The sequence below is a fragment of the Neorhizobium sp. S3-V5DH genome, assembly GCF_004343065.1.
GTDB classification, from domain to species: Bacteria; Pseudomonadota; Alphaproteobacteria; order Rhizobiales; family Rhizobiaceae; genus Neorhizobium; species Neorhizobium huautlense.
On record NZ_SMCL01000006.1, the window covers coordinates 76,784 to 97,382 of the forward strand.

Sequence of the window (20,599 nt, forward strand, 5' to 3'; positions counted from 1 at the left end):
TCGTTATTTGACGGCCACCAGCGTCCTGCGCAGCCCTTCCGAGCCACCGTCTCCGAGTTCGGCATCGATTTCCGCATGCACCCTCTTCCAGATCGGCAGGGCGGCGGACAACATGCTCATGCCGTCTGCTGTCAGTTTCAGCAGCTTGCCGCGCCGGTCCTTCGGATCGTTTTCGGTCCTCACCAGCCCGCGCCGCTCCAGCACCTTCAAGGCCGCCGTCAGCGTCGTGCGATCCATCGCAAGCACGCTTGCGACCTGGCCCATGGTTGCCGGCTGCGGCCGGTTGAGCGACATCATCAGCGAAAATTGCCCATTTGTAAGCCCGATGGGCTTCATTGCCGTGTCGAAACGGCGCGCCAGCGCTCGCGCGGCGCGCTGTACGTGAAGGCAGAGGCACGTGTCGCGGACAAGCAGCGTGGTGGAAAAAGGAATCAGTTCGATAGTTTCGGTGTTTGACAGCATGGGTTTAATATGTTGATATCAACATAAATTGTCAATCAGGAGGAGGCTGAAATGGACGTGACCGCATCGCCTAAAAATCCCATTGTATCCCGAGAGGAATGGCTGGAAGCGCGCCGCAAGCTGCTTGCGTTGGAAAAGGAAGAAACCCGCTTGCGCGACAAGGTGCGAGCGGCCCGCCAGACGCTCCCTTGGGTCAAAATGGACAAGAACTACATCTTCGATACCCCGGCGGGTAAAAAGAGCCTTGCCGATCTCTTCGACGGTCGTAGCCAGCTTCTCATTTACCACTTTATGCTCGGCCCGGATTGGGATGCCGGCTGCCCCGGCTGCTCCTTCCTGTCGGACCACATCGACGGAGCTTTGCCGCACCTGAACAATCACGACGTCACCTGGGTCTCCGTCTCCCGCGCTCCGCTCGACAAGATCGAGGCTTACAAGAAGCGCATGGGTTGGAAATTTCCGTGGGTCTCGTCCTTCGGCAACGATTTTAATTTCGATTTCCACGTCTCCTTCACCAAGGAAGACCTGGCGAAGGAGAAGGTCTATTATAATTTCTCGGCCATCCCGCCGGAGCAGGCGCATGATGAACTGCCGGGTCTTTCGGCATTCTACAAGAACGAGAAGGGCGAGATCTTCCATACCTATTCGAGCTACGCCCGCGGCGGCGAAGAACTGATCGGAACGCTGATGATCCTCGACCGCGCCCCCTTCGGGCGCAACGAGGGTTCGACAATGGATTTCGTCAAGCGGCATGATGAATACGAACCCGCGCCGAAGGCGGAAGCTTCATCCTGTTGCCATTAACTGGCGTCATCATCAGTGATCACAGGGAGGAAAGATCATGGGCATGGAAATGGCCAAACCCCAGGCGGAGCACGGCTTTCTCGAAAAGCTCGTGGGAACCTGGGACGTCACTTCGTCCAGCATGGGTAACGACGAGACGTGGACGGAAGTCGTCCGCTCGCTGAACGGCATCTGGTTCGTCGCGGAAGGCAATGGCGAGATGCCGGGCGGCGGCGGGCCGGCGACGACCGTGCTCACATTAGGATACGATCCGGCCCGGGGTAAATATGTCGGCAGCTGGATCGGCAGCATGATGAACTACATGTGGGTCTATGAAGGCGACGTCTCCGATGACGGCACGACCCTCAATCTCTACACGACCGGCCCGGACTTTGCTGAGCCCGGTAAGATCGGCGAGTATCGCGAGCAGATCGTCTTCACCGATCGCGATAACCGCATCTTCAACTCCAGCGTCAAGCAGCCGGACGGTACCTGGAAGCAGTTCATGGAAGCCCGATACGCACGCAAGGGCTGATGCCGGCGCTTAATGACACCGCGTCGGTAGACGCACTAACCGTTTGAGGAGAGGACAATGTTGCAGTCCGTTTCTGGGTCTCGTTCACAGACCCATGGCAAATTCATCTGGTGCGAACTGATGACGCCAGATACCGAGGCATCCGGGAGGTTCTATTCGTCGGTGATCGGCTGGAAGGTGAAGCCGGTCGAAATGCCGGACCTTGAATTCCCCTACTTCCTGTTCGAGATGGGGGAGGGCGACAACTGCCCGGGCGTCGGCGGCATGATGAATTTCCCGCCTGAACTTGAAGGAAAGATCCCGCCGAACTGGACCGGTTATGTCGCGGTCGACGATTGCGACCAGACCGCCAAGGATTTCATCGCCAACGGCGGTCAGGTGCAGCGCGAGCCGGAAGATATCCCGGGTATCGGCCGTTTTGCCGTCGTTGCCGATCCCCATGGCGCCGTCATCTGCATCATGAAGCCGTTTCCAATGGAAAACCCGCCGCAGGAACTGGCACCGGAGGCGGTCGGAAATGTCGGCTGGCGTGAACTTTATGCCGGTGACGGCAACCAGGCCTTCGACTTCTATTCGAAAGTCTTTGGCTGGACGCTCGACCACGACATGGATATGGGGTCGATGGGCGTCTACAAGATCTTCGCCCATAACGGGACGCCGATCGGCGGCATGATGACGCGGCCGGAAAGCGTGCCCATGCCCTGCTGGTGCTACTATTTCAATGTGGAAGCGATCGATGCCGCGGCCTCGCGCGTCACCTTGGGCGGCGGACAGGTTGTCAATGGTCCGATGGAGGTTCCCGGCGGCAGCTGGATCATCCAGTGCATCGATCCCCAGGGCGCCTTCTTCTGCCTCGTGGCACCCAGGCGCTGAGATAGATTGGCCGCCTATTGGACCGGCCTCCGCCTTATGGCGGAGCTCTAGCCTATCCGCCGTCGGCGTTCTGCAGGGGGACGGATGGGAAGGTTCATCGCCGTGAGCTTGCGTAGATAGTCCTGCTGCTATAAGCGGCAGGCTATCAAGCGCAAATTCCGGTTTCGGGGACACACGGCCATGGCAGGCGATGACGACGACTACGTCTATGACGAGGTGACGGGCGAATGGCGCCCGGCGTCCGAAATAGCTGCGGCCGCGCAGGCGGCAGCGGAAGTCCGCGACGCTTCGGGAAACCTCCTCAAGGACGGTGATTCCGTCACTCTCATCAAGGACCTGAAGGTCAAGGGCGCGGGGCAAACCCTGAAGCAGGGCACGGTCATCCGGTCGATCCGCCTCACCGACAATCCGGAAGAGATCGACTGCCGCTACGACGCCATCAAGGGCCTCGTCCTGCGAACGGAATTCGTCCGCAAGCGGTAAACGCCGCTGTTTCCAGAAACTCATTGCTTGGGAAGCTGAGAACTGGCCGGCTCCGGCTTGTTCGCTTCCGGCGCGGTTCGTTGATCTGTCGGCGGCTGCCAGACTTCCTGCTGCCGTTCGCCGCGGATCGACCAATAGAACAGCCTGAGCTTGCGGCTCTGCGGCCGGTTCGGGAAGGTCTCGTCATAGGCCTTGTTGAGAACGGACGGGTTGAACACGACCTTCTGCACCAGGATCTCGAAGACATGGGATTTGCAACAAGATTCGATCGCAGTTGTATCCCTTGCCTCTACCGCTTCAAGCTCCCCAAAATCCCGCGCACCAGTGCCCGGCCGAGCTGGGTGGCGACCGTGCGGGTGACGCTTTTCATGGCCGCCTCGACCAGCGTCTCGCGCTGGTAGCCGGAGCGGCGCGGCTGGGCGCGGCTCTGGTCGTCGTCCTTGTCGGTGCCGAAGCCCGGCAGCGTCCAGCCGGTCGTTTCGCCGGAGCCTGCGGGCGGGGAGGGGGCGAGTTCGTCCTGGGCCTTTTTCGCGGCGGCCGCATCGGCAGCCACCTTGGCGCGGGCAGTGAGCATTTCGAAGGCGGATTCGCGATCCAGTGTCTCGTCATAGAGGCCGAGCACGGGGCTCTTGTCCATGACCAGCTGGCGCTCCTGGTCGCTGATCGGCCCGATGCGCCCGGAAGGGGGACGGATCAGCGTGCGCTCCACCATGGAGGGAGCGCCCTTGCCCTCGAGCGTCGAGACCAGCGCTTCGCCGGTGCCGAGATTGGTGATCGCCGTGGCGCAGTCGAAGGCCGGATTGGGCCTGAAGGTATCCGCCGCCGTCTTCACCGCCTTCTGTTCGCGCGGCGTGTAGGCACGTAACGCGTGCTGCACCCGGTTGCCCAGTTGCGCAAGCACCGTCTCCGGCACATCCAGCGGGTTCTGGGTGACGAAATAGACGCCGACGCCCTTAGAGCGAATCAGACGGACAACCTGCTCGACGCGTTCGACAAGTACCTTGGGCGCGTCGTTGAAGAGCAGATGCGCCTCGTCGAAGAAGAAGACCAGCTTCGGCTTTTCCGGATCGCCCACTTCCGGCAGTTCCTCGAAAAGCTCGGAAAGCAGCCACAGCAGGAAGGTCGCGTAGAGCCTCGGGTTCATCATCAGCTTGTCGGCGGCAAGCACCGAGATCTGGCCATAGCCGTTGTTCGGGTTTACCCGCATCACATCGGTGATCTTGAGCGCCGGTTCGCCGAAGAAGTGTTCGGCGCCTTGCTGTTCAAGCACCAGCAGGCTTCGCTGGATCGATGCGACGGAAGCCTTGGAGATAAGGCCGAACTGACCGGACAATTCGGAGGCGTTTTCTGCCAGGTAGTTCAGGAGCGACGAAAAATCCTTGAGGTCAAGCAGCGGCAGGCCCGCCTTGTCGGCGATCTTGAAGGCGATGTTAATGACGCCTTCCTGCGGCTCGGATGCATCCATCAGCCGGGAAAGGAGAAGGGGCCCCATTTCGGCAATCGTGGTGCGCACCCGGTGGCCCTTTTCGCCGAAGAGATCCCAGAAGATCACCGGGAACTGTTCGAACTCGTAATCCGCAAAACCGATCTGCTCGGCTCGCTTCAGGAGGAAATCCTTAGGCTCGCCCTTGGCGGCGATACCGGAAAGATCGCCCTTGATGTCGGCTGCAAAGACCGGAACGCCGGCCTTCGAAAAACCCTCAGCCAGGATTTGCAGGGTGACGGTCTTGCCGGTGCCCGTGGCGCCGGTCACCAGCCCGTGGCGGTTGCCGAATTTCAGTTCTAGATGTTCCGCCTTGTTGAGCGAATCATCCGGATTGCGGCTGCCGCCGATGAAGAGCTTTCCCGTTTCGTCCATGCAACTATGCGCTCCCTCGCCGCGTTGTTCGCCAGCTGTTTATAGGATGCGCCGCGGCGGCGGGCAACGGAAAGTCGTCCGCCAAACGATGGCGCGGGAGGCTGCAGACATGAGCATCAGCGAATCCATGGCTTCCACCGAAAAGGCGTTGCGCGCTGCAGGCTCCTCTCGGTCGGTCGACGGGAGGGGCAGGGAGGCCGAGACCCCCGGCGACATTCCGGCCCGCGGCCTGAAGGATGTTTTCTGGCGCCTTTACGCGGCGATCGACGAAGATCGGGTGATGCTGATTGCCGCTGGCGTCACTTACTATCTCCTGCTGGCCCTCTTTCCGGCAGCCAGCGCTCTCGTATCCATCTATGGTTTCGTCTCCGATCCGGCGGCGATCGCGGATAGGATCTCATTCCTGAGCTCGGTCATGCCCGCGGACGCGCTGAACATCTTCCTCGACCAGCTCCGTGCCTTGACCTCGGAGCGCAACACGACGCTGTCGATCGCTCTGATCGGCGGTTTGGCATTGGCGCTCTGGAGCGCCAATGCCGGCATGAAGGCGCTCTTCGAGGCGATGAACGTCGCCTATGCGGAGCAGGAAAAGCGCAGCCTCGTCCGGCTCAATTTCATCTCGCTGCTCTTCACGCTCGGCGCGCTGGTTCTAACCATCATCGTATTGAGTGCCATGGGCGGCGTGCCAGCACTTCTCAGCTATCTCTGGCTCGATCAATGGACGGAGATCATCATCCGCCTGGCCCGCTGGCCGATCATGATGTTGTTCGTGGCCGGCGGCATCATGGTACTTTACCGCTTCGGTCCGAGCCGCGAGCCGGCCAAATTGAGATGGCTCACCTGGGGTGCGGCATTTGCGACCCTTGCCTGGCTGCTGGGCTCCATTGCGGTTTCCTATTATCTGGCGAATATTGCCGATTACAACGCGACCTACGGTACGCTTGGCGCGCTGATCGGCTTCATGGTCTGGACATGGGTTTCGGTCATCATCGTCATCGTCGGAGCCGAGATCAACGCGGAGCTGGAGCATCAGACCGCCCGCGATTCGACCACCGGTCCGCCCGAGCCCATGGGAACACGCGGCGCTTATATGGCGGACACCGTGGGCGAACCGGCGAGAGACGCGTGAGATCGGTCCGGCGGCCTGTTGGCTTCGGCCAGGACTCTGTGTATTACCTTGACGTGAACGTCAAAACCTGAGGAGAGATTGATGAACGAACTGGTTTCCCGCGTGGCCGAGAATGTCGGCATTGCCCCCGATGTCGCCGAAAAGGCGATCGGCATGATGCTGGGTTTCCTGCAGCGCGAGGCCGATGACGGCGCGGTTGCGAAGATGATCGAAGCGATCCCCGGCGCGCCGGAACTCGTCGCCAAGTTCAACGGCGAAGGCGCCGGCGGCGGTGGTCTGCTGGGCGGCCTGATGGCGAGCTTCGGCGGCGGCGTCATGGCGCTCGGCCAGCAATTGATGAGCCAGGGCCTTGGCATGGGCGAGATCACGGGGCTCGCCAAGGAGACCATGGCGGTCGCCCGCGAGCACGCCGGCGACGAGGTGGTCGACACGGTCGTCGCCTCCGTTCCGGGCCTTTCCCAGTTCGTCTGAGGCAGATGGGCGACTGCCCGGTAGGCCATTGACTTCTGGCGGTCTAAGGCCCATGTCAGGCGCAAAGCGATGCCCGTCCGGGCGTCGCTCTTTCAAAGGACAAACAGAGATGAACCCCGACAGTCGAAGTTCGACGTCAATATACCGACCCGTTTTTTCGGGGCTCTAATCCTTCTCATCAAGGATACGCGCTCCGGAGGGACCGATGGTCCAAAAAAGGAGCCGTCATGCTGCGTATCCATGCCTACGACCTTGATCGCCTTGTTCCGGTTGCTTCCGTGCCCGTTGTGGCGCCGACTCCCGTCGAAGGCGGTGCCCTGGCGTCCGATCTGCCGGCCGAAGTGCAGCCGGCCCCCGTCTGGTACGATCTCGTCAATCCCACGAGAGAAGAAGAGCGCACCGTCGGCGAGATCCTCGGCATCGCCGTGCCGACCATGGACGAGATGGAGGATATCGAGCTTTCCGCCCGCCTCTACCAGGAGGACGGCGCCGAGTTCATGACCATGACGGTGCTGATCAGGCCGGATGCCGGCACGCCGCGAAAGGTGCCCGTCACCTTCATCGTCAAGGGCCAGGTTCTCATTACGGTCCGCCATTCGGAGCCGCGCCCTTTCGACGCGTTCATGGCGCGTGCCCGCAAGCCGAACGGAACCGGGCTCCACTGCAACAACGGCGAACTCATCATGACGGGGCTGATCGAGGCAATCATCGACCGCATGGCCGATACGCTGGAGCGGCTCGGCACCGAGATCGACCAGATTTCGCAGGAGGTCTTCAGCGCCAAGGCGACCAAGGCCAACAAGAAGACCCGCGACCTGCAGGACCTGATGCGCGAGGTCGGACAGAAGGGCGAGTTCATCACCGTCGTCAGGGAAAGCCTCGTCAGCGTTTCGCGCGCCGTCGCCTATTACGCGGCGCTCGACGGCGTCGACCGCAAGCTTTCCAAGGAACTGCGCCAGCGGCTGAAGCTGCTGCAGCGGGATGCGACCTCGCTCGGCGATCACTCCGCCTTCCTGTCCGGCAAGATCAATTTCCTGCTCGATGCGACGCTCGGGCTGATCAATCTCGAGCAGAACCAGATCATCAAGATCTTCTCGGTCGCCTCGGTGGTCTTCCTGCCGCCGACGCTGGTCGCCTCGATCTACGGCATGAACTTCGCCTATCAGCCGGAACTGCAATGGCACTACGGCTACCATATGGCAATCGTCGCCATGGTGGTCTCCATGGCGCTGCCTTATCTCTATTTCAAGCGGAGAGGGTGGCTCTGACCGGCTTTTGCGGAACGGGGAGAGCGTCGACCGCCAGCGACGTGGCGGCCGGACGAAACAAATGTCCGGCCGTGATTGCCGCTTCTTGATCTCCTCATCCGCCGGCCTATGTCGCTTCTGGCTGGGACATCTGCAGATCCGTTTCCCCGACAGCGAAGGACGAGACCATGCCCACTTTGAGCAACGGCAGTGAGCTTGAGATATGGGAAGACACCGACAACCAGAGCCCGGACGCGATCCTCTTCAACATCACTGAAACCGATGGCGACGTGCTTGGACCGGTCGGCGCCCGCACGGATTTTCCTTTCGGTTGGGTCGATCTTGCCTCCGTTGACGTGTTCGACGGCTTCTTTACCGTCACGACCTTCACCAATGACGGCCGGACGGAGCTTTTTACGACGCTCGAAACCTTCGTCTTCGACAACGAGGGCAATTTCATCCGGGCTCTTTCGGCCCAGGCCGCCTATCTCTCGACCGAGGTCATTTCGGTCACCGCGGCCAGCCCGGACGACATCACCGTGACCTGGCTAGGCGCCAACGAATATTATGGCGGCCAGAACACCCAGTATGGTGAGCACCAGATCATTCTGGAAGGCGGCGCGATCGCGCCCGACACCTTCGTCAACCATGCACCAACCGTCAACGACATGGAGTTTCAGCTTTCACCGGGCGAAACCCTGATCGACATCCGCTTCAGTGCTTCGGATATCGACTACGATCTCCTGAGTTTCATCGTTATCGATGGTCCGGACCACGGCGCGCTGGAGCAGGAGACGCAATTCGACGAAGGGTATTATCCCTTCCCGCAGGGCAGTTATGGCGGCAGCCTGCATCATCATTCCGCCTATCTGAACGGTAATGTCTTCGATTATACGCCGGCCGCCGGCTTCATCGGCACTGACAGCTTCACCGTCTACGCCACAGATGGCCAGGGCAACAGCAATCTGGCGACCATCACGATCACGATCGAACCGCCCGCCGAAGAGATCACGCTCACCGATGCCAGAAATGTCTTCAGCTATGACGCAAGCGATCATCCGGTCCTGCTTGCGGCACTCGGCGACGACGACCGGATCACTGGCAGCCGGTTCGGGGATCTGCTCGATGGCGGAACAGGCAACGATCGCTTGCACGGCGGCGCGGGCAACGACGAAGTCGTGGGGGGCGCGGACCGGGATCACCTCTACGGCGACGCCGGCAATGATGTCCTCGCCGGCGGTGCCGGCCGTGATGTGCTCGTCGGCGGGGAGGGACGCGACACCTTCTTGTTCGATGCACCGCTCACACCGGAAAACCGCGACAGGATAGAAGACTTCATCGCTGCCGACGATATGTTCCGGCTGGCGGGTTCGGTTTTCGGCGGGGCCGCACCGGGAGCACTCGATGCCGATGCCTTCGTGGAGGGCAGACGCGCTTTGGATGAGGGCGACCGGATCATCTACGACGCCTGCTCCGGTCGTCTTCTGTTCGACGCTGACGGCTCCGGCGACGGAGCGGCGGTCATCTTTGCTGCCGTAAACCGCGGCACGATGCTTGCCGCGGACGACTTCTATTTCGTCTAGGCCGAAGTTTCAAACAGATGTCCAACTGACGTGGAAGCAGCTGGTTCGACAGCAGCTTTTACCTTTTCGTCAGCCAATCGCGAAGTGCCTCGTTTATGCGAGATTGCCATCCTGGCCCTCCTGCTCTGAATCTCTCCAAGATATCGGCGTCAAGCCGTATTGTTGTCGAAATCTTGGTCTGATCGCTCTTGGGGCGGCCCCGAAGGACAGGGGTTGCCGCGAGTTTTTCGGCCCACGGACTTTCGGCCAAATCCGGCGCGTCGTCTTCAATGTCCAGCGAGTCTTGCGCCGTAGGCTTTCTGCTCTCGGTCATTGGCTTTCCTCATGCTGATGATACGCTGATCCTCCCCCCTTGGCGTCCAAACCAGAACGACCATTCGCTCCTCCAGAAAACCAATGGTGAAATAGCGATTTTCTCCATAGTCGAACCTGTCGTCGCTGACGGTCAAATGCGGACCGCCGAAAACCTTGTCCGCTTCGGCAAAATCAAGCCCCCGCCGTTCCATGGTCAAGAGCCGCTTTGCCTGATCGAATATAATAGCCATTTATTGTTACTACAGAAATTAGAAGCAGTCCACTCATCTCATCATGCAGCGTCTCAGTGGTTCTGCAACAAAAAAGCGCCGGAGGGCCGGCGCATTTTATCGTCGCGAATAGGGCATGCTCACTTATCCCATTCCGGCGCGAGATGCCCCGGATTGACGATACGGCCGTTCGGGTGGGCGAGGCCGTGGATCGCTTCCATCTCGTCCAGCGACAGGGCGAAGTCGAAGACGTCGAAGTTTTCGGCCAGGCGGGAAACGGTGGCGGTCTTTGAAAGTGCGACGACATCCTTCTGCTGGATCGCCCAGCGCAGCACCACCTGCGCGGCCGTCTTGCCGTGTTTGGCACCGATTTCTTTCAGAAGCGGATCGCTCGGCACCTTGCCGTCCGCCATCAGGTAATAGGCGGTCAGAGACATGCCGTGCTTGCGCGCCTCGCCCAGCACCTTCGCCTGGCTCAGATACGGATGGTACTCCACCTGGTTGGTGGCGATCGGCGCATCTGAAAGCTTCACGGCCTCGGCCATCAGCGGGGTCGAGAAGTTCGAAACGCCGATATTCTTCACCTTGCCGGCTTTGACGAGGTCATTCAGCGCGCCGATGCGGTCGGCAAGCGGCATTTCGCTCTGCGGCCAATGGAGGAGCAGCAGGTCGACATGGTCGGTCTTCAGCTTCCTCAGGCTCTCGTCGACCGATGCGATGAAGGCGTTGTGCCCCACCTTGTCGACCCAGACCTTGGTGGTGAGAAAGATGTCGGCGCGCGGAATTCCGGACTTAGCGATGAGCTCGCCGACGGAAGCCTCGTTGCCGTAGATCTGCGCCGTATCGACATGGCGAAAGCCGAGCTTCAGGGCTTCCGGCAGCACGCGGAAAACGTCTTCGTCGGGCATGCGGAAGGTGCCAAAGCCAAGGGCTGGAATATTGGCGCCGTTGGCGCTGACTGTGAACATCTGGAACTCCTGTGGGAAGCCCGACATGCGCCGGGCCTGAAACGAAAGGCCCATATTAAATGGACCGATTTTCTGCCGGATCAACCTCCGTCCTTTCGGATGTTACCCCGCAATCGGTGAGTTGAGACGGGCAAAACCTTCCTGCCGGCGATAGGGGAAATGCGGATAGGGAGCCGTCACCGTGCTCGCCGCATCGAGCTTTTCGACCTGCTCTTTCGTCAGCGACCAGCCGACGGACCCGAGATTCTGGCGAAGCTGTTCCTCGTTGCGGGCGCCGATGATGACGGAAGAGACGGTCGGTCGGCCGACGAGCCAGTTGATCGCCACCTGCGGCACGGACTTGTCCGTTTCGACGGCCACCTCCTCCAGGGCATCGACAACGCGGTAGAGCAGTTCCTCATCCACCGGCGGGCCGAAATCCGCGGTCTCGTGCAGACGGCTGCCGGCCGGGATCGGCTTGTTTCTGCTGATCTTGCCGGTGAGCCGCCCCCAGCCAAGCGGGCTCCAGACGAGCGCGCCTAGCCCCTGGTCCTTCCCGAGCGGCATCAGATCCCATTCGTAGTCGCGGCCGACCAGCGAATAATAGACCTGGTTCGCCACATAGCGGGTCTGACCATGTTTTTCGGCGGCGGCGAGCGACTTCATGATCTGCCAGCCCGAGAAGTTGGAGACGCCAATATAGCGCAGCTTTCCGTCCTTCACGAGCTGATCGAGCGTCGAAACCACTTCCTCGACCGGCGTGGAGGCGTCGAAGGCGTGCAGTTGGAAGATGTCGATATGATCGGTATCGAGCCGCTTCAATGCGGCCTCGACGGAAGCGATCAGGCGGGAGCGGGAGGAGCCCCAGTCGTTCGGCCCGTCGCCGGTCGGCAGGCTGGCCTTGGTGGAGACCAGCACCTGGTCCCGCCGGCCCTTGATCGCCTGCCCGAGCACCTCTTCCGAAGCACCGTTCGAATAGACGTCGGCCGTGTCGAACAGGTTGACGCCGGCTTCGAGGCAGATATCGACGAGGCGGCGAGCTTGTGCCACATCGGTCGTGCCCCAATGGCTGAAGAGCGGACCGGAGCCGCCGAATGTGCCGGCTCCGAAACTCAAGACTGGCACCCTAAGGCCTGATTGTCCGAGATTGCGATATTCCATAGCTTCTATCCTTGTTGAAGTTCTATTCGGCGGGGCAGGCAAGCGCGGCAGCGGGCGTATCGGTGTTCTGGCGGTCCAGCCGGATGGCAATCAGCGCCACGGCCAGAGCCGCAAGCGGGACAAGCCCGGCAATGAGAGTGACAAAACCGAGGCCGGGGCCATCGTCGATCACCGCGCCGCCGAGCCAGGCGCCGATCGCATTGCCCAGATTGAAGGCTGCGATATTGAAGGAGGAGGCGAGCCCCTGGCCGGCGCCTTCGGCCTTCTGAAGCACCCAGATCTGCAGGGGGGAAACTGTGGCGAAGGCTGCAGCACCGAACAGACCGATGGCGATGACGGTAAATACCGGCTGGTGGATCGCCGCGGTCATGGCGATGAGGACGGCGGAGAGCGCGACGAGGCTCGCAACGATCGTCGGCACGAGATGCCGGTCCGCGAAACGGCCGCCGAGGAGATTGCCGATGACCAGTCCGCCGCCGAAGACGAGCAGGATCGGCGAGACGGCGGCTTCGGAAAAGCCGGTGATCCCGGTCAGGATCGGCGCGATATAGGTGAAGCCCGCAAAAACGCCGACCCAGGAGAGCACGGTGGTCAGCAGGCCGAGGATGACGGAGCGTCGGCCGAGCACGGCCAGCACGCTCTGTGAAGCCTCTTGCCTGTCCTCGCAGGGCTTGTCCTTCGGAACGAGAAGCGCGATGACTGCGAGCGCGACAATGCCGATTGCGGTCACGGCAAAGAAGGTCGAGCGCCAGCCATAGGCCTGACCGAGCCAGGTGCCGAACGGCACGCCGAGAACGTTTGCGACCGTCAGGCCCGTGAACATGACGGCGATGGCGGAGGCTTGCCTGCCCGGAGCAACAAGGCTGGTGGCGACGACAGAGCCGACGCCGAAGAAGGAGGCATGGGCGAATGCGGTCAGGACACGCGCGGCCATCAGCGTCCAGTAGTCGGGTGCGAGCGCGCAGGCGAGATTGCCGATGGTGAACACCATCATTAGGCTCACCAGCAGGGTTTTCTGCGACCACCTACCGGCGAGCGCGCCGAGAATGGGCGCACCGACCACGACGCCGAGCGCGTAGCCGGAAATTAGCAAGCCGGCGGCGGAGATCGACACGCCGAGGTCGCTGCTGACGTCGATCAGCAGGCCCATGATGACGAATTCGGTGACCCCGATGCCGAAGGCACCGGCCGTCAACGCGTAGAGAGCGAGAGGCATTGGCTTGGATCCTCGTCCTTGGGAGAAAGGAGTTGATGGTCATTGGCCCCCGGATGACCAGGAGGCCTTCTGCACTGCAATATCGTCACCCAGGACTTGCCTGTGTAGCCGCACAAGCGGATAATCATTTGTGAATTTAAGTCACAGGTGATGAGCAATGGACAACCGTGCCGGCGAAATGGAAGTCTTCGCGCTCGCCGCGGAGCTGAAAAGCTTTTCCGCTGCCGGGCGCAAGCTGAAGCTCTCGCCGTCGGCGGTGAGCAAGCTCGTGACGCGTCTCGAAAACCGTCTCGGAACGCGTCTTGTGGTTCGCTCAACCCGCCTGCTGCAGCTCACGCCGGAAGGCGAAACGTATCTGGCGCGCGCCCAGCGCATCCTTGCAGAGATCGCCGATACCGAAGAGGTCGTGGCCGGCGGCGGGCGGATGCTGCCGCGCGGGCCGCTTTCCATCAATGCCTCGGTCGGCTTCGGGGAAAGATACGTCCTTCCGCTGGCGGACGAATTCCTGCAGCTCTTTCCGGAGGTGCAGCTCGATATCACGCTGACCGACGATGTCGTCGACCTGATTCGCGAGCGGGTGGATATCGCGATCCGCCACGGAACGCTGCGCGATTCGGCCCTGGTGGCCAGAAAGCTCGGCGAAAGCCGGCAGGTGGTAATGGCTTCGCCCAGCTACCTTCAAAGGCACGGCACGCCGGAAACGCCGGCCGATCTTTCCCGCCACAATTGCATCAACTTCAATTTCCGCCGCGCGGTGGAGGGCTGGCCGTTTCGTGATCCGCAAACCGGGCGGCGTGATATCCGCCCCGTCTCGGGAAGCCTGAAGGCCAGCAGTGGCTCCATCATCCGGCAGTTCTGCCTTGCCGGCCTCGGCATCGGGCGTGTCGGTCGTTTCCATGTGGAGCCGGATATCCAGGCGGGGCGACTTATTCCGGTCCTTGAGGATTTCAACCCGGAGGATATAGAGGAAATCCACGCCGTTTACGCGGGCCACGAGCATCTGGCGGTGCGTATCCGCGCCTATATCGATTTCCTGGCGGCGCGTCTTTGATCACGCACTGTGTCCCAATCGCCTCATTCCTGCCATGGTTTGGCCGATTTTCTTGGGATATCCGGTGGGCTCAGGAGAATCTGACCATGTCCGAACAACTCAACGAAATCCTCGACCGTCTCCGCGCCGAAGTCAGCGCCGCTTCCGCCGAGCGGCCGCATCTCAGCATCCCCATGGAAGACCTGAGGTTGCTGGTCCAAACCTTTGAAATACTGCATTCGGAGCGGGAGGAGCTACGCCGCAAGGTGATTCAGCACGACGATGTGATGGAAGCCGTGACGACCTTCATCGAGGCCTATCGGCAGAAATACAGCAATTATTCGAGCGGGGGCGTGCGCCCCAGTGCGGTTCTCCGGCGCGAGGTCCGGATGATCTGGGCCGCCATGCACGGCCATGCGGTTGCGACCGACAGCAGCTTCTGACGTCTATCGCCGGCAAGGCTATGCCCTGTTCTTGGCTTCCAGGCCTCCGACGAGCGGAGGCCGCCAGCTTTCCTTGCTGACGCCGACAGGTGGCGAGCCCCAGGTATTGCCATGCGTATCCCGCTGTTTCTTGAAGAAACGCACGATCAGTCGGTGCAGCATATCCATGTTGGGCAGGATACCGTGGAAGCCGGCGAATTGGGTGGCGGCCCGATCGGTCAATTCCCAATAGCCGTAATCGTGCGGGCGAACGCAGACCAACCGCTCCAGTGGAAGGAAATGCGGAATGGCGCCGTCATAGGGCACGGTGCCGTCGCCCGTCCGGCGCCGAATTCCGTCATCCGCATTGCCCCACTTGTTGTCCCGGTCGCTGCTCCTGAACTCGAATTCCGGACGCCCCTGACGTTGCGCGATCTTCAGCGCGACGCGGGTGTCTGCATCGACGCCGACAACGCAAAGCCAGTCCTCCTCTGAAAGCGAGGTATCGTCGAGTTTGAACTCGGCAAGCGCCTGACGGGTCGCTTTCGCGTCGTCGAGCAGGACCTTGAACAGCGTCCGTGCTTGTTGCTGCCGGTCCGCCTGCCTCAGTCCGCGCAGACGAATGTATTCCGCGATCGTTTCCGTGATGGAGGGTTGCCAGACGGCGGGGTCGAAGAGGGTTTTCGGCAGCGACGCATCTTCGATTGTCATGGCGTCTGGAAGATCCGGCAGGAGATGATAGAGCGACGGCGTCATGCGCGCCGCCTCTCGCTCGCGAGAACTCGGCGGCGAGGTGCCGAGATTTGCCGTTCCCGTCGCAATCTTGATCACGGCTTCGAAGGAGCCGCGATAGGGAGTTGCGAGCGTTACCACCTTCGCCACCTTCTTCGCGCTTCCGAATCTCCGCAGATAATTGGTGATCACCAGCCCGCCCATGGAATGGCCGACAAGATTGACCTTGGGATCGGCCCCGTAGTTTTTCTTGTCGTAGTGGCGCATCAGCGAGGTGCGGGCGATCACCTCGTCGATCATCCGGCCGAGCCGTTCGGCCGTATCGTCGAGCGGTTGCCGCCAGTCGTATGAAAAGGGATAGACCGGCACCGGTTCGGTCTCCCTCGCTCTCAGATTGTAGCGCAGCTCCTCGATGAGTTCCCGGTAGCAGATCTCGAAGAGCTGGCCGCCTCGCACCAGCGCCGGTTCGGTCGCCTCGAAGCGCAGGTTGTCCGGATGCAGAGCGGACCGGTCGTAATCCTTATTGATTACCGACCAGACCTTGTCGGGCGGCAGCGTATAGTGATCGTCGAGATAGGTTGCGGTGATTCCGGGAACGACGATCACCGGGTAAGACAGTCCATCGAGCATCGAAGTCACCTTGCGCCGCTTTGCCGAGAAATGACGGCCAATACAACTACGGCAAGTTCTCCTGCGTCAAGACAACCTTTTGGGTGGACCTGCCCGGGTCAATCCCGGTCCGGCGCGCCGAGCGGAAATAGCTGCCGGTAGGGCCGCGCTTCGTCCACCGCCCGCGCAAATGAGGGACGAGCAAGCAGGCGCGAACGATAGGCCCGCACATTGGCGAAGCGGTCGGCAATCTCATGCGTCCAGTCAGCGTAGAAGAGGAAGGGTGCTGCCGCGCAGTCGGCCAGGCTGAACCGGTCGCATGCCGCCCACTCGCGTCCCGCCATGCGCTGGTCGAGCCAGCCATAGGCCGCATCCAGCATGTCGCGCGCTTCCTGCACGCCGTAGGCATCGCGCTTATCTTCCGGTCTGATGGCATTGAAGACGATCCGCTGCTGTGGTGTTGAAATATAGTTGTCAAAGAACCGGTCGAGCATCCGCACCTCCAGCGCCTGATCGAAGTCGTCCGGAATCAGCTTCACCGGTCCGGGATAGTGAACTCCCAGATATTCGATGATGATCGTCGCCTCCAAGACAGGTTTTCCGTCGTCTACCAGAACTGGAAAGCGTTTTACCGGCCACATTGCGGTGAGTTCCTGATAGGCGGAAGGATCCTCAGGTCCCAACATACGGGCGTCGAAAGCGGTGCCGTTTTCGTAAACCGCCGTCAGAACCTTCTGGCAGTAGGACGAGAACGGATGAAAATAGAGAACTGGACGCATTTTGCGGCCTCCCAAACCGATTGCACTGTAAAACCGGTATCTGAATAACCTAACCGGTTAGACAATGCAACCGGTTATGCGTGTTCGCGAATCGGGGTCTGGGCGTGAAGCGCCTTGATTTCCTCCGCCACCAGTTCCTGCAGGCGCCAGAGGTTACGGTCGTAGATGCCGAACTCGGCAAGATGCACGACGGTATTGTAGAGGTATTCCGCGCAAGACCCGCGGTGCCCGCAGGCACGGGCGAGAACCGGCGCAACATCGTGAAGCGGCAGGAGCGGGCGAATGAGCCGCTGGCTGTTGCCGCCGACCCAGAAGGTCAGCGCCCGCACGGTGTCACCCTCCTCGGTCCTGACCGGCAGCCAACGCATCGAGGTGAGGCTGTCGCGATTGCTGACCTCGCGGCGCAGCGCTTTTTCGATCTGCATCCGCTTTTCGTTGCCGGCCACCCGGTAGATCACGCCGTCGCAGCGCCCGCCGCGTGAAAGCACCATCATCAGTCCCGGTTGCGTGGGCGAGCCGCGGCCGCGCTCGATCCTGAGCGAGAAGGAACGGTGCCAGCCGAATGCGGTTGCCCGCCGCGAGGCGATGGAATCGAAGCCCGGCTTCCAGATCAGTGAACCATAGGCGAAGATCCACAATGGCCCGTCGCCGACTTCCTGCGTCAGGCGATCCGTCAGCGAGGCATAATCCTCCTCGGTCATCGGCTGCCAGGAGGGCGGAGGGCCCGGGTCGGTCTCATCGCGAAAGCAGAGATCGACCAGTTCCTGCGTGAGCGACATCCTGCGGATCTTCGGCATGGTTCCAGACAGTTTAGCGGGACGGAAGCTGCAACGGTGCAGTCGCTGCCGTCCCGAGTCAATCCGTTTTGCCGCGCTGCCGCATCACCGCCAAGATGTTCTGCTGTAAAGGTCACGGATTATTTCCGACTGAAAGATGCCGAAATAATATCGTCACGGAGGATGATCATGGACATGATCCCAGACGCCGGCCTCGACGAGATCCAGGTCAAGCACAGATGGCTCGATCTTGCCGGTATGAAAATTTTCTATCGGGAAGCGGGAAGGCCAGGTGCTCCCGTTCTGCTTCTGCCGCACGGTTATCCCTGTTCGTCGTATGAATTCCGTGCGTTGATGCCCCGGCTTGCCGACCGATGGCACCTCATCGCGCCGGATTTTCCTGGCAGTGGCTATACCGACACGCCGGACGGCTTCCGTTACGATTTCGACGGTTTCGCCGATTTCTTGGACACCTTCACCCAGAAACTCGGCCTGCAGAGATTCGCCCTCTATCTCCATGATTTCGGTTCGCAGATCGGTCTTCGCCTGGCCATCAAGAAACCGCACCGCATCGCGGCGCTGGTCATCCAGAACGGCGATATCTACGAGGATGTTCTTGGTCCGAAATACGAAGGCCTCCAGGAGTATTGGCGCAATCCCACGGCGGAAGCGAGGCAGAAGATCGCCGACGCGGTGAGCGAGGAAGGGTTCAGGGAGGAATTCCTGAACGAGGTGCGGCCGGAACTTGCCGAGCGCATCTCGCCCGACCTCTGGAAACTGCATTGGTCGCTGATGGACGAACGGCGGCGCAAGATTGCCATCGACGTCATCGCCAAGCTTCGCGAGAACGTCGAATGGTTTCCCCGTTACCAGCAGTATCTGCGCGATCACCAGCCTCCGACGCTGATCGTCTGGGGGCCGCAGGACGGCTACATGCCGGAAAAATCCGGCCGGGCCTATCTGCGCGATCTGCCGAAGGCGGAACTGCACCTGCTCGATGGCGGCCACTGGCTGCTGGAGACCAACCTCGACGAAGTCGTGCCGCTGATCCGCGGCTTCCTCAGCCGGTTCCATACCGCCTGAAATCTTTCCATTCCCGGAGAAGTGGAGTTCCCGAACTGATGCGTTGGCTTTTTATTGCGGTGTTGTTGATCCTGATCGGGTGTGTTTTGAGTATCGTCTGGATGAACGACCCCGGCCAATGGCCTCAGGGCGACAGTCGGCTCGATGCTCCCGACCCTTCCCATGCCAATCTGTTGCGGGGCGCGCCTTCGCCGCGCGATCCGTAAGGAAGGCCGGCAGAGTTCGCATCTGCCCCGATCCTATGACCACCCTGCCGGCCGGTGCAGCCTTTTCCGCAGGAAAGCGGATGCGCGGTAAGTCATGCCGGCGGGCCGTTCCGGGTCGGCCATGTCGGATTCTGCCATAAGCTCTTCGGCCGGCGTGAGTTCGCGCATCGGGACCGGGCGCAGGCCGCGGCCCTTCTCGCGATTGAGCAGGTCGATGACGCGGAGGATCGACCCATTCGCCTGCTCAAGGCCGTTCTGTACATCTTCCCTTGAGCAGCCGAGATGTTCGGCGAGCAGCGCGTCGCGTTCCTCGGCAATTTTTTGGCGGAGCTCCGGCTGGTCCTCCCTGGCCTCCAGGATGAGGTCGCATTCGGTATCGTAACCCATAGAGCGATTGTTGAGATTGGCTGAGCCAATTTTGAGGACGCGGTCATCCGCGATCATCAGTTTTGCATGGACATAGATCGGCGTGCCGGCCTCGTTGACGGGATAAAGTATACGGAACTTCTTGCCGCAATCGGCGTCCTGGACGAGTTTCATGAGGCGTATCCGGGCTGAATCCATCGCCTTGGATTCCAGCCAGCCCTCCGCTCCGGCCGGATTGACAAGCACGATTTCCGGCCCGTCCGGTTCGCTGAGGCGCCTGGCCATGGCTTCTGCAACGCGGCGCGAGGCGAAATACTGGCTCTCCACATAGAGTGTATTTTTCGCCGCGGCGATGATCGCGAGCGTTGCGGTCTCGATTTCGGTGACCTGCTTGCGCTCGAGATATTCCGGGGCGGTGCGGGCGATGCCGACGTCGATATTCTCGTATTCGACAACAAGATCTTCCGGCCACGAGTCGCTTTCCACCACGTGCCGTTCGAGCGTTTCTCCGGTTGCCATCTTCCAGCGTTCGCGGGCAAGCTCTCCAAGGGCCGCCGCCAGCGGTCCCGAACAACAGCTCGTCGCGTCGTGCCAGGGCGCCTCTGCAAACCCCATCGGAGAACGCCGGGCCGGATCGTCCTCGCGATGGTCCTGCGTATCCCAGCGACCGGCCGTCATATCGATGCCGCCGCAGAAGGCAAGGCGGTCGTCGACGACCAGCAGCTTCATATGATGGGCCGACGTCAGTGGATGGGCGCCATCGAGCTTCAGATGGATGCGGTCGTTGAAAAGCCAGCGAAGAATGTAGAAGGGCGTTTCGCCACGCGTCAGCGAAGCCAGAAGGCCGACGTCCCATTTGAGAATCCGGATGTCGATCCTGTCGTTCTTCCTGGCGAGCGCGTTGAGGAAGCGTCCGAGCTTGTCCGGCCGTGACGCATCTTTTCTTCCGGGCTCCAGCCGGATGCGCGTGTCGAAATCCCAGCCGATCAGGTAGATCGACCGCTTCGCCTTGAGCATCGCCTGCTTGGCATAGTGAAAGAAATCGGCTCCGTCGATGATGACCGAAAGCCGTTCGGCGCGGGCAATCCGCCAGCAACTTTCACCTTCTGTCAACAAGGAGGTCATGTCCAGCCGGTTCCGTTCCTGCCGCTTCCGCCCGGAGGGTGTTTGCCCGGCGCGCGGCGGAGCGGGAACGCGTCACCAGCTCCCAGGTTCCCTGTCCCGTCCGCCCTCAAGATCGCATGATTTTTTGTGATGCTTCCATTCGCTGCGGTGCTGGCTATCAAAAAAGCATTGTGAGTTCAACGAACTGACATGGACGCCA

At 61.1% G+C, this 20,599-nt stretch carries 24 protein-coding genes; 12 read left to right on the forward strand and 12 right to left on the reverse strand.

Annotation, left to right across the window (positions count from 1 at the left end; genetic code table 11):
* Positions 1-3 precede the first annotated feature (3 nt).
* Positions 4-459 (reverse strand): MarR family transcriptional regulator, encoded by a 456-nt coding sequence (locus EDE09_RS11675; RefSeq protein ID WP_165924165.1) that lies wholly within the window; start codon positions 457-459, stop codon positions 4-6.
* Between the two features lie 54 nt (positions 460-513).
* On the opposite strand from EDE09_RS11675, the gene EDE09_RS11680 reads away from it, so the two are divergent.
* The 4 genes from EDE09_RS11680 (at position 514) to EDE09_RS11695 (ending at position 3,136) form a co-directional block, all read left to right on the forward strand.
* Positions 514-1,266 (forward strand): thioredoxin family protein, encoded by a 753-nt coding sequence (locus EDE09_RS11680; protein ID WP_132410530.1) that lies wholly within the window; start codon positions 514-516, stop codon positions 1,264-1,266.
* A 43-nt stretch (positions 1,267-1,309) separates the two neighbouring features.
* The gene (locus tag EDE09_RS11685; RefSeq protein ID WP_132410726.1) at positions 1,310-1,780 is read left to right on the forward strand and encodes a DUF1579 domain-containing protein; all 471 of its coding nucleotides are present in this window, start codon (positions 1,310-1,312) and stop codon (positions 1,778-1,780) included.
* Between the two features lie 57 nt (positions 1,781-1,837).
* Positions 1,838-2,653: a VOC family protein gene (locus tag EDE09_RS11690; RefSeq protein ID WP_132410532.1), complete on the forward strand. Its 816-nt coding sequence runs from the start codon at positions 1,838-1,840 to the stop codon at positions 2,651-2,653.
* A 180-nt stretch (positions 2,654-2,833) separates the two neighbouring features.
* Positions 2,834-3,136: an alkylphosphonate utilization protein gene (locus EDE09_RS11695; protein ID WP_132410534.1), complete on the forward strand. Its 303-nt coding sequence runs from the start codon at positions 2,834-2,836 to the stop codon at positions 3,134-3,136.
* A gap of 20 nt (positions 3,137-3,156) precedes the next feature.
* Here the strand turns inward: EDE09_RS11695 and EDE09_RS11700 are convergent, their stop codons facing one another.
* Both EDE09_RS11700 and EDE09_RS11705 read right to left on the reverse strand, forming a co-directional pair.
* Complete coding sequence (locus EDE09_RS11700) at positions 3,157-3,366, reverse strand: hypothetical protein (protein WP_112823783.1); 210 nt, start codon at positions 3,364-3,366, stop codon at positions 3,157-3,159.
* A 59-nt stretch (positions 3,367-3,425) separates the two neighbouring features.
* Entirely contained in the window at positions 3,426-4,994 is a 1,569-nt protein-coding gene (locus EDE09_RS11705) for a helicase HerA-like C-terminal domain-containing protein (RefSeq protein WP_132410536.1), read from the reverse strand.
* A 109-nt stretch (positions 4,995-5,103) separates the two neighbouring features.
* On the opposite strand from EDE09_RS11705, the gene EDE09_RS11710 reads away from it, so the two are divergent.
* From EDE09_RS11710 to EDE09_RS28845, 4 genes are all read left to right on the forward strand, one after another.
* Positions 5,104-6,123, forward strand: coding sequence for a YihY/virulence factor BrkB family protein (locus tag EDE09_RS11710; RefSeq protein WP_132410538.1), 1,020 nt, complete (start codon positions 5,104-5,106; stop codon positions 6,121-6,123).
* Positions 6,124-6,204: 81 nt separating this feature from the next.
* Positions 6,205-6,594 carry a hypothetical protein gene (locus EDE09_RS11715; protein ID WP_105371760.1) on the forward strand — a complete coding sequence of 130 codons (390 nt, stop codon included), beginning with the start codon at positions 6,205-6,207 and terminating at the stop codon, positions 6,592-6,594.
* 227 nt (positions 6,595-6,821) lie between these two features.
* Positions 6,822-7,862, forward strand: coding sequence for a magnesium transporter CorA family protein (locus tag EDE09_RS11720; protein ID WP_132410540.1), 1,041 nt, complete (start codon positions 6,822-6,824; stop codon positions 7,860-7,862).
* Positions 7,863-8,029: 167 nt separating this feature from the next.
* Positions 8,030-9,424 carry an Ig-like domain-containing protein gene (locus EDE09_RS28845; RefSeq protein ID WP_132410542.1) on the forward strand — a complete coding sequence of 465 codons (1,395 nt, stop codon included), beginning with the start codon at positions 8,030-8,032 and terminating at the stop codon, positions 9,422-9,424.
* 58 nt (positions 9,425-9,482) lie between these two features.
* On the opposite strand, the gene EDE09_RS11730 is transcribed toward EDE09_RS28845, so the two are convergent.
* From EDE09_RS11730 to EDE09_RS11750, 5 genes are all read right to left on the reverse strand, one after another.
* Positions 9,483-9,737 carry a BrnA antitoxin family protein gene (locus EDE09_RS11730; RefSeq protein WP_132410544.1) on the reverse strand — a complete coding sequence of 85 codons (255 nt, stop codon included), beginning with the start codon at positions 9,735-9,737 and terminating at the stop codon, positions 9,483-9,485.
* Positions 9,691-9,969 (reverse strand): BrnT family toxin, encoded by a 279-nt coding sequence (locus EDE09_RS11735; protein ID WP_132410546.1) that lies wholly within the window; start codon positions 9,967-9,969, stop codon positions 9,691-9,693. Before EDE09_RS11735 ends, EDE09_RS11730 begins: the two co-directional genes overlap by 47 nt.
* Positions 9,970-10,088: 119 nt before the next feature.
* Positions 10,089-10,916, reverse strand: a complete 828-nt coding sequence (locus EDE09_RS11740) for an aldo/keto reductase (RefSeq protein ID WP_132410548.1) — start codon at positions 10,914-10,916, stop codon at positions 10,089-10,091.
* Positions 10,917-11,018: 102 nt separating this feature from the next.
* Complete coding sequence (locus EDE09_RS11745) at positions 11,019-12,056, reverse strand: aldo/keto reductase (protein WP_132410550.1); 1,038 nt, start codon at positions 12,054-12,056, stop codon at positions 11,019-11,021.
* 22 nt (positions 12,057-12,078) lie between these two features.
* The gene (locus EDE09_RS11750; protein ID WP_132410552.1) at positions 12,079-13,272 is read right to left on the reverse strand and encodes an MFS transporter; all 1,194 of its coding nucleotides are present in this window, start codon (positions 13,270-13,272) and stop codon (positions 12,079-12,081) included.
* Positions 13,273-13,429: 157 nt separating this feature from the next.
* Here EDE09_RS11750 and EDE09_RS11755 point away from each other — a divergent pair, with 157 nt between their 5' ends.
* Positions 13,430-14,323: a LysR family transcriptional regulator gene (locus EDE09_RS11755; protein ID WP_112802670.1), complete on the forward strand. Its 894-nt coding sequence runs from the start codon at positions 13,430-13,432 to the stop codon at positions 14,321-14,323.
* An 86-nt stretch (positions 14,324-14,409) separates the two neighbouring features.
* The gene (locus EDE09_RS11760; RefSeq protein ID WP_112802672.1) at positions 14,410-14,745 is read left to right on the forward strand and encodes a hypothetical protein; all 336 of its coding nucleotides are present in this window, start codon (positions 14,410-14,412) and stop codon (positions 14,743-14,745) included.
* Positions 14,746-14,763: 18 nt separating this feature from the next.
* On the opposite strand, the gene EDE09_RS11765 is transcribed toward EDE09_RS11760, so the two are convergent.
* From EDE09_RS11765 to EDE09_RS11775, 3 genes are all read right to left on the reverse strand, one after another.
* Entirely contained in the window at positions 14,764-16,086 is a 1,323-nt protein-coding gene (locus tag EDE09_RS11765) for an alpha/beta fold hydrolase (RefSeq protein WP_132410554.1), read from the reverse strand.
* A 98-nt stretch (positions 16,087-16,184) separates the two neighbouring features.
* Positions 16,185-16,844: a glutathione S-transferase family protein gene (locus EDE09_RS11770; RefSeq protein WP_132410556.1), complete on the reverse strand. Its 660-nt coding sequence runs from the start codon at positions 16,842-16,844 to the stop codon at positions 16,185-16,187.
* Between the two features lie 74 nt (positions 16,845-16,918).
* On the reverse strand, positions 16,919-17,641 hold the full coding sequence (locus EDE09_RS11775; protein WP_132410558.1) for a gamma-glutamylcyclotransferase: 723 nt from the start codon (positions 17,639-17,641) through the stop codon (positions 16,919-16,921).
* A 174-nt stretch (positions 17,642-17,815) separates the two neighbouring features.
* On the opposite strand from EDE09_RS11775, the gene EDE09_RS11780 reads away from it, so the two are divergent.
* On the forward strand, positions 17,816-18,703 hold the full coding sequence (locus EDE09_RS11780) for an alpha/beta hydrolase (protein WP_132410728.1): 888 nt from the start codon (positions 17,816-17,818) through the stop codon (positions 18,701-18,703).
* A 38-nt stretch (positions 18,704-18,741) separates the two neighbouring features.
* On the forward strand, positions 18,742-18,909 hold the full coding sequence (locus EDE09_RS28140) for a hypothetical protein (protein ID WP_165924158.1): 168 nt from the start codon (positions 18,742-18,744) through the stop codon (positions 18,907-18,909).
* A 33-nt stretch (positions 18,910-18,942) separates the two neighbouring features.
* Here the strand turns inward: EDE09_RS28140 and EDE09_RS11785 are convergent, their stop codons facing one another.
* Entirely contained in the window at positions 18,943-20,400 is a 1,458-nt protein-coding gene (locus EDE09_RS11785; protein ID WP_132410560.1) for a phospholipase D-like domain-containing protein, read from the reverse strand.
* Positions 20,401-20,599: the final 199 nt, after the last annotated feature.

What these genes read in the sequence shown, in the direction of transcription:
- EDE09_RS11705 (WP_132410536.1), bottom strand. Translation starts at nt 4,994, where the DNA reads ATGGACGAAACGGGAAAGCTCTTCATCGGCGGCAGCCGCAATCCGGAT.
- EDE09_RS11775 (WP_132410558.1), bottom strand. Translation starts at nt 17,641, where the DNA reads ATGCCGAAGATCCGCAGGATGTCGCTCACGCAGGAACTGGTCGATCTC.
- EDE09_RS11765 (WP_132410554.1), bottom strand. Translation starts at nt 16,086, where the DNA reads ATGCTCGATGGACTGTCTTACCCGGTGATCGTCGTTCCCGGAATCACC.
- EDE09_RS11680 (WP_132410530.1), top strand. Translation starts at nt 514, where the DNA reads ATGGACGTGACCGCATCGCCTAAAAATCCCATTGTATCCCGAGAGGAA.
- EDE09_RS11745 (WP_132410550.1), bottom strand. Translation starts at nt 12,056, where the DNA reads ATGGAATATCGCAATCTCGGACAATCAGGCCTTAGGGTGCCAGTCTTG.
- EDE09_RS11735 (WP_132410546.1), bottom strand. Translation starts at nt 9,969, where the DNA reads ATGGCTATTATATTCGATCAGGCAAAGCGGCTCTTGACCATGGAACGG.
- EDE09_RS11695 (WP_132410534.1), top strand. Translation starts at nt 2,834, where the DNA reads ATGGCAGGCGATGACGACGACTACGTCTATGACGAGGTGACGGGCGAA.
- EDE09_RS11720 (WP_132410540.1), top strand. Translation starts at nt 6,822, where the DNA reads ATGCTGCGTATCCATGCCTACGACCTTGATCGCCTTGTTCCGGTTGCT.
- EDE09_RS11750 (WP_132410552.1), bottom strand. Translation starts at nt 13,272, where the DNA reads ATGCCTCTCGCTCTCTACGCGTTGACGGCCGGTGCCTTCGGCATCGGG.
- EDE09_RS11730 (WP_132410544.1), bottom strand. Translation starts at nt 9,737, where the DNA reads ATGACCGAGAGCAGAAAGCCTACGGCGCAAGACTCGCTGGACATTGAA.
- EDE09_RS11710 (WP_132410538.1), top strand. Translation starts at nt 5,104, where the DNA reads ATGAGCATCAGCGAATCCATGGCTTCCACCGAAAAGGCGTTGCGCGCT.
- EDE09_RS11760 (WP_112802672.1), top strand. Translation starts at nt 14,410, where the DNA reads ATGTCCGAACAACTCAACGAAATCCTCGACCGTCTCCGCGCCGAAGTC.
- EDE09_RS11770 (WP_132410556.1), bottom strand. Translation starts at nt 16,844, where the DNA reads ATGCGTCCAGTTCTCTATTTTCATCCGTTCTCGTCCTACTGCCAGAAG.
- EDE09_RS11740 (WP_132410548.1), bottom strand. Translation starts at nt 10,916, where the DNA reads ATGTTCACAGTCAGCGCCAACGGCGCCAATATTCCAGCCCTTGGCTTT.
- EDE09_RS28845 (WP_132410542.1), top strand. Translation starts at nt 8,030, where the DNA reads ATGCCCACTTTGAGCAACGGCAGTGAGCTTGAGATATGGGAAGACACC.
- EDE09_RS11755 (WP_112802670.1), top strand. Translation starts at nt 13,430, where the DNA reads ATGGACAACCGTGCCGGCGAAATGGAAGTCTTCGCGCTCGCCGCGGAG.
- EDE09_RS11685 (WP_132410726.1), top strand. Translation starts at nt 1,310, where the DNA reads ATGGAAATGGCCAAACCCCAGGCGGAGCACGGCTTTCTCGAAAAGCTC.
- EDE09_RS11780 (WP_132410728.1), top strand. Translation starts at nt 17,816, where the DNA reads ATGATCCCAGACGCCGGCCTCGACGAGATCCAGGTCAAGCACAGATGG.
- EDE09_RS11785 (WP_132410560.1), bottom strand. Translation starts at nt 20,400, where the DNA reads ATGACCTCCTTGTTGACAGAAGGTGAAAGTTGCTGGCGGATTGCCCGC.
- EDE09_RS28140 (WP_165924158.1), top strand. Translation starts at nt 18,742, where the DNA reads ATGCGTTGGCTTTTTATTGCGGTGTTGTTGATCCTGATCGGGTGTGTT.
- EDE09_RS11690 (WP_132410532.1), top strand. Translation starts at nt 1,838, where the DNA reads ATGTTGCAGTCCGTTTCTGGGTCTCGTTCACAGACCCATGGCAAATTC.
- EDE09_RS11715 (WP_105371760.1), top strand. Translation starts at nt 6,205, where the DNA reads ATGAACGAACTGGTTTCCCGCGTGGCCGAGAATGTCGGCATTGCCCCC.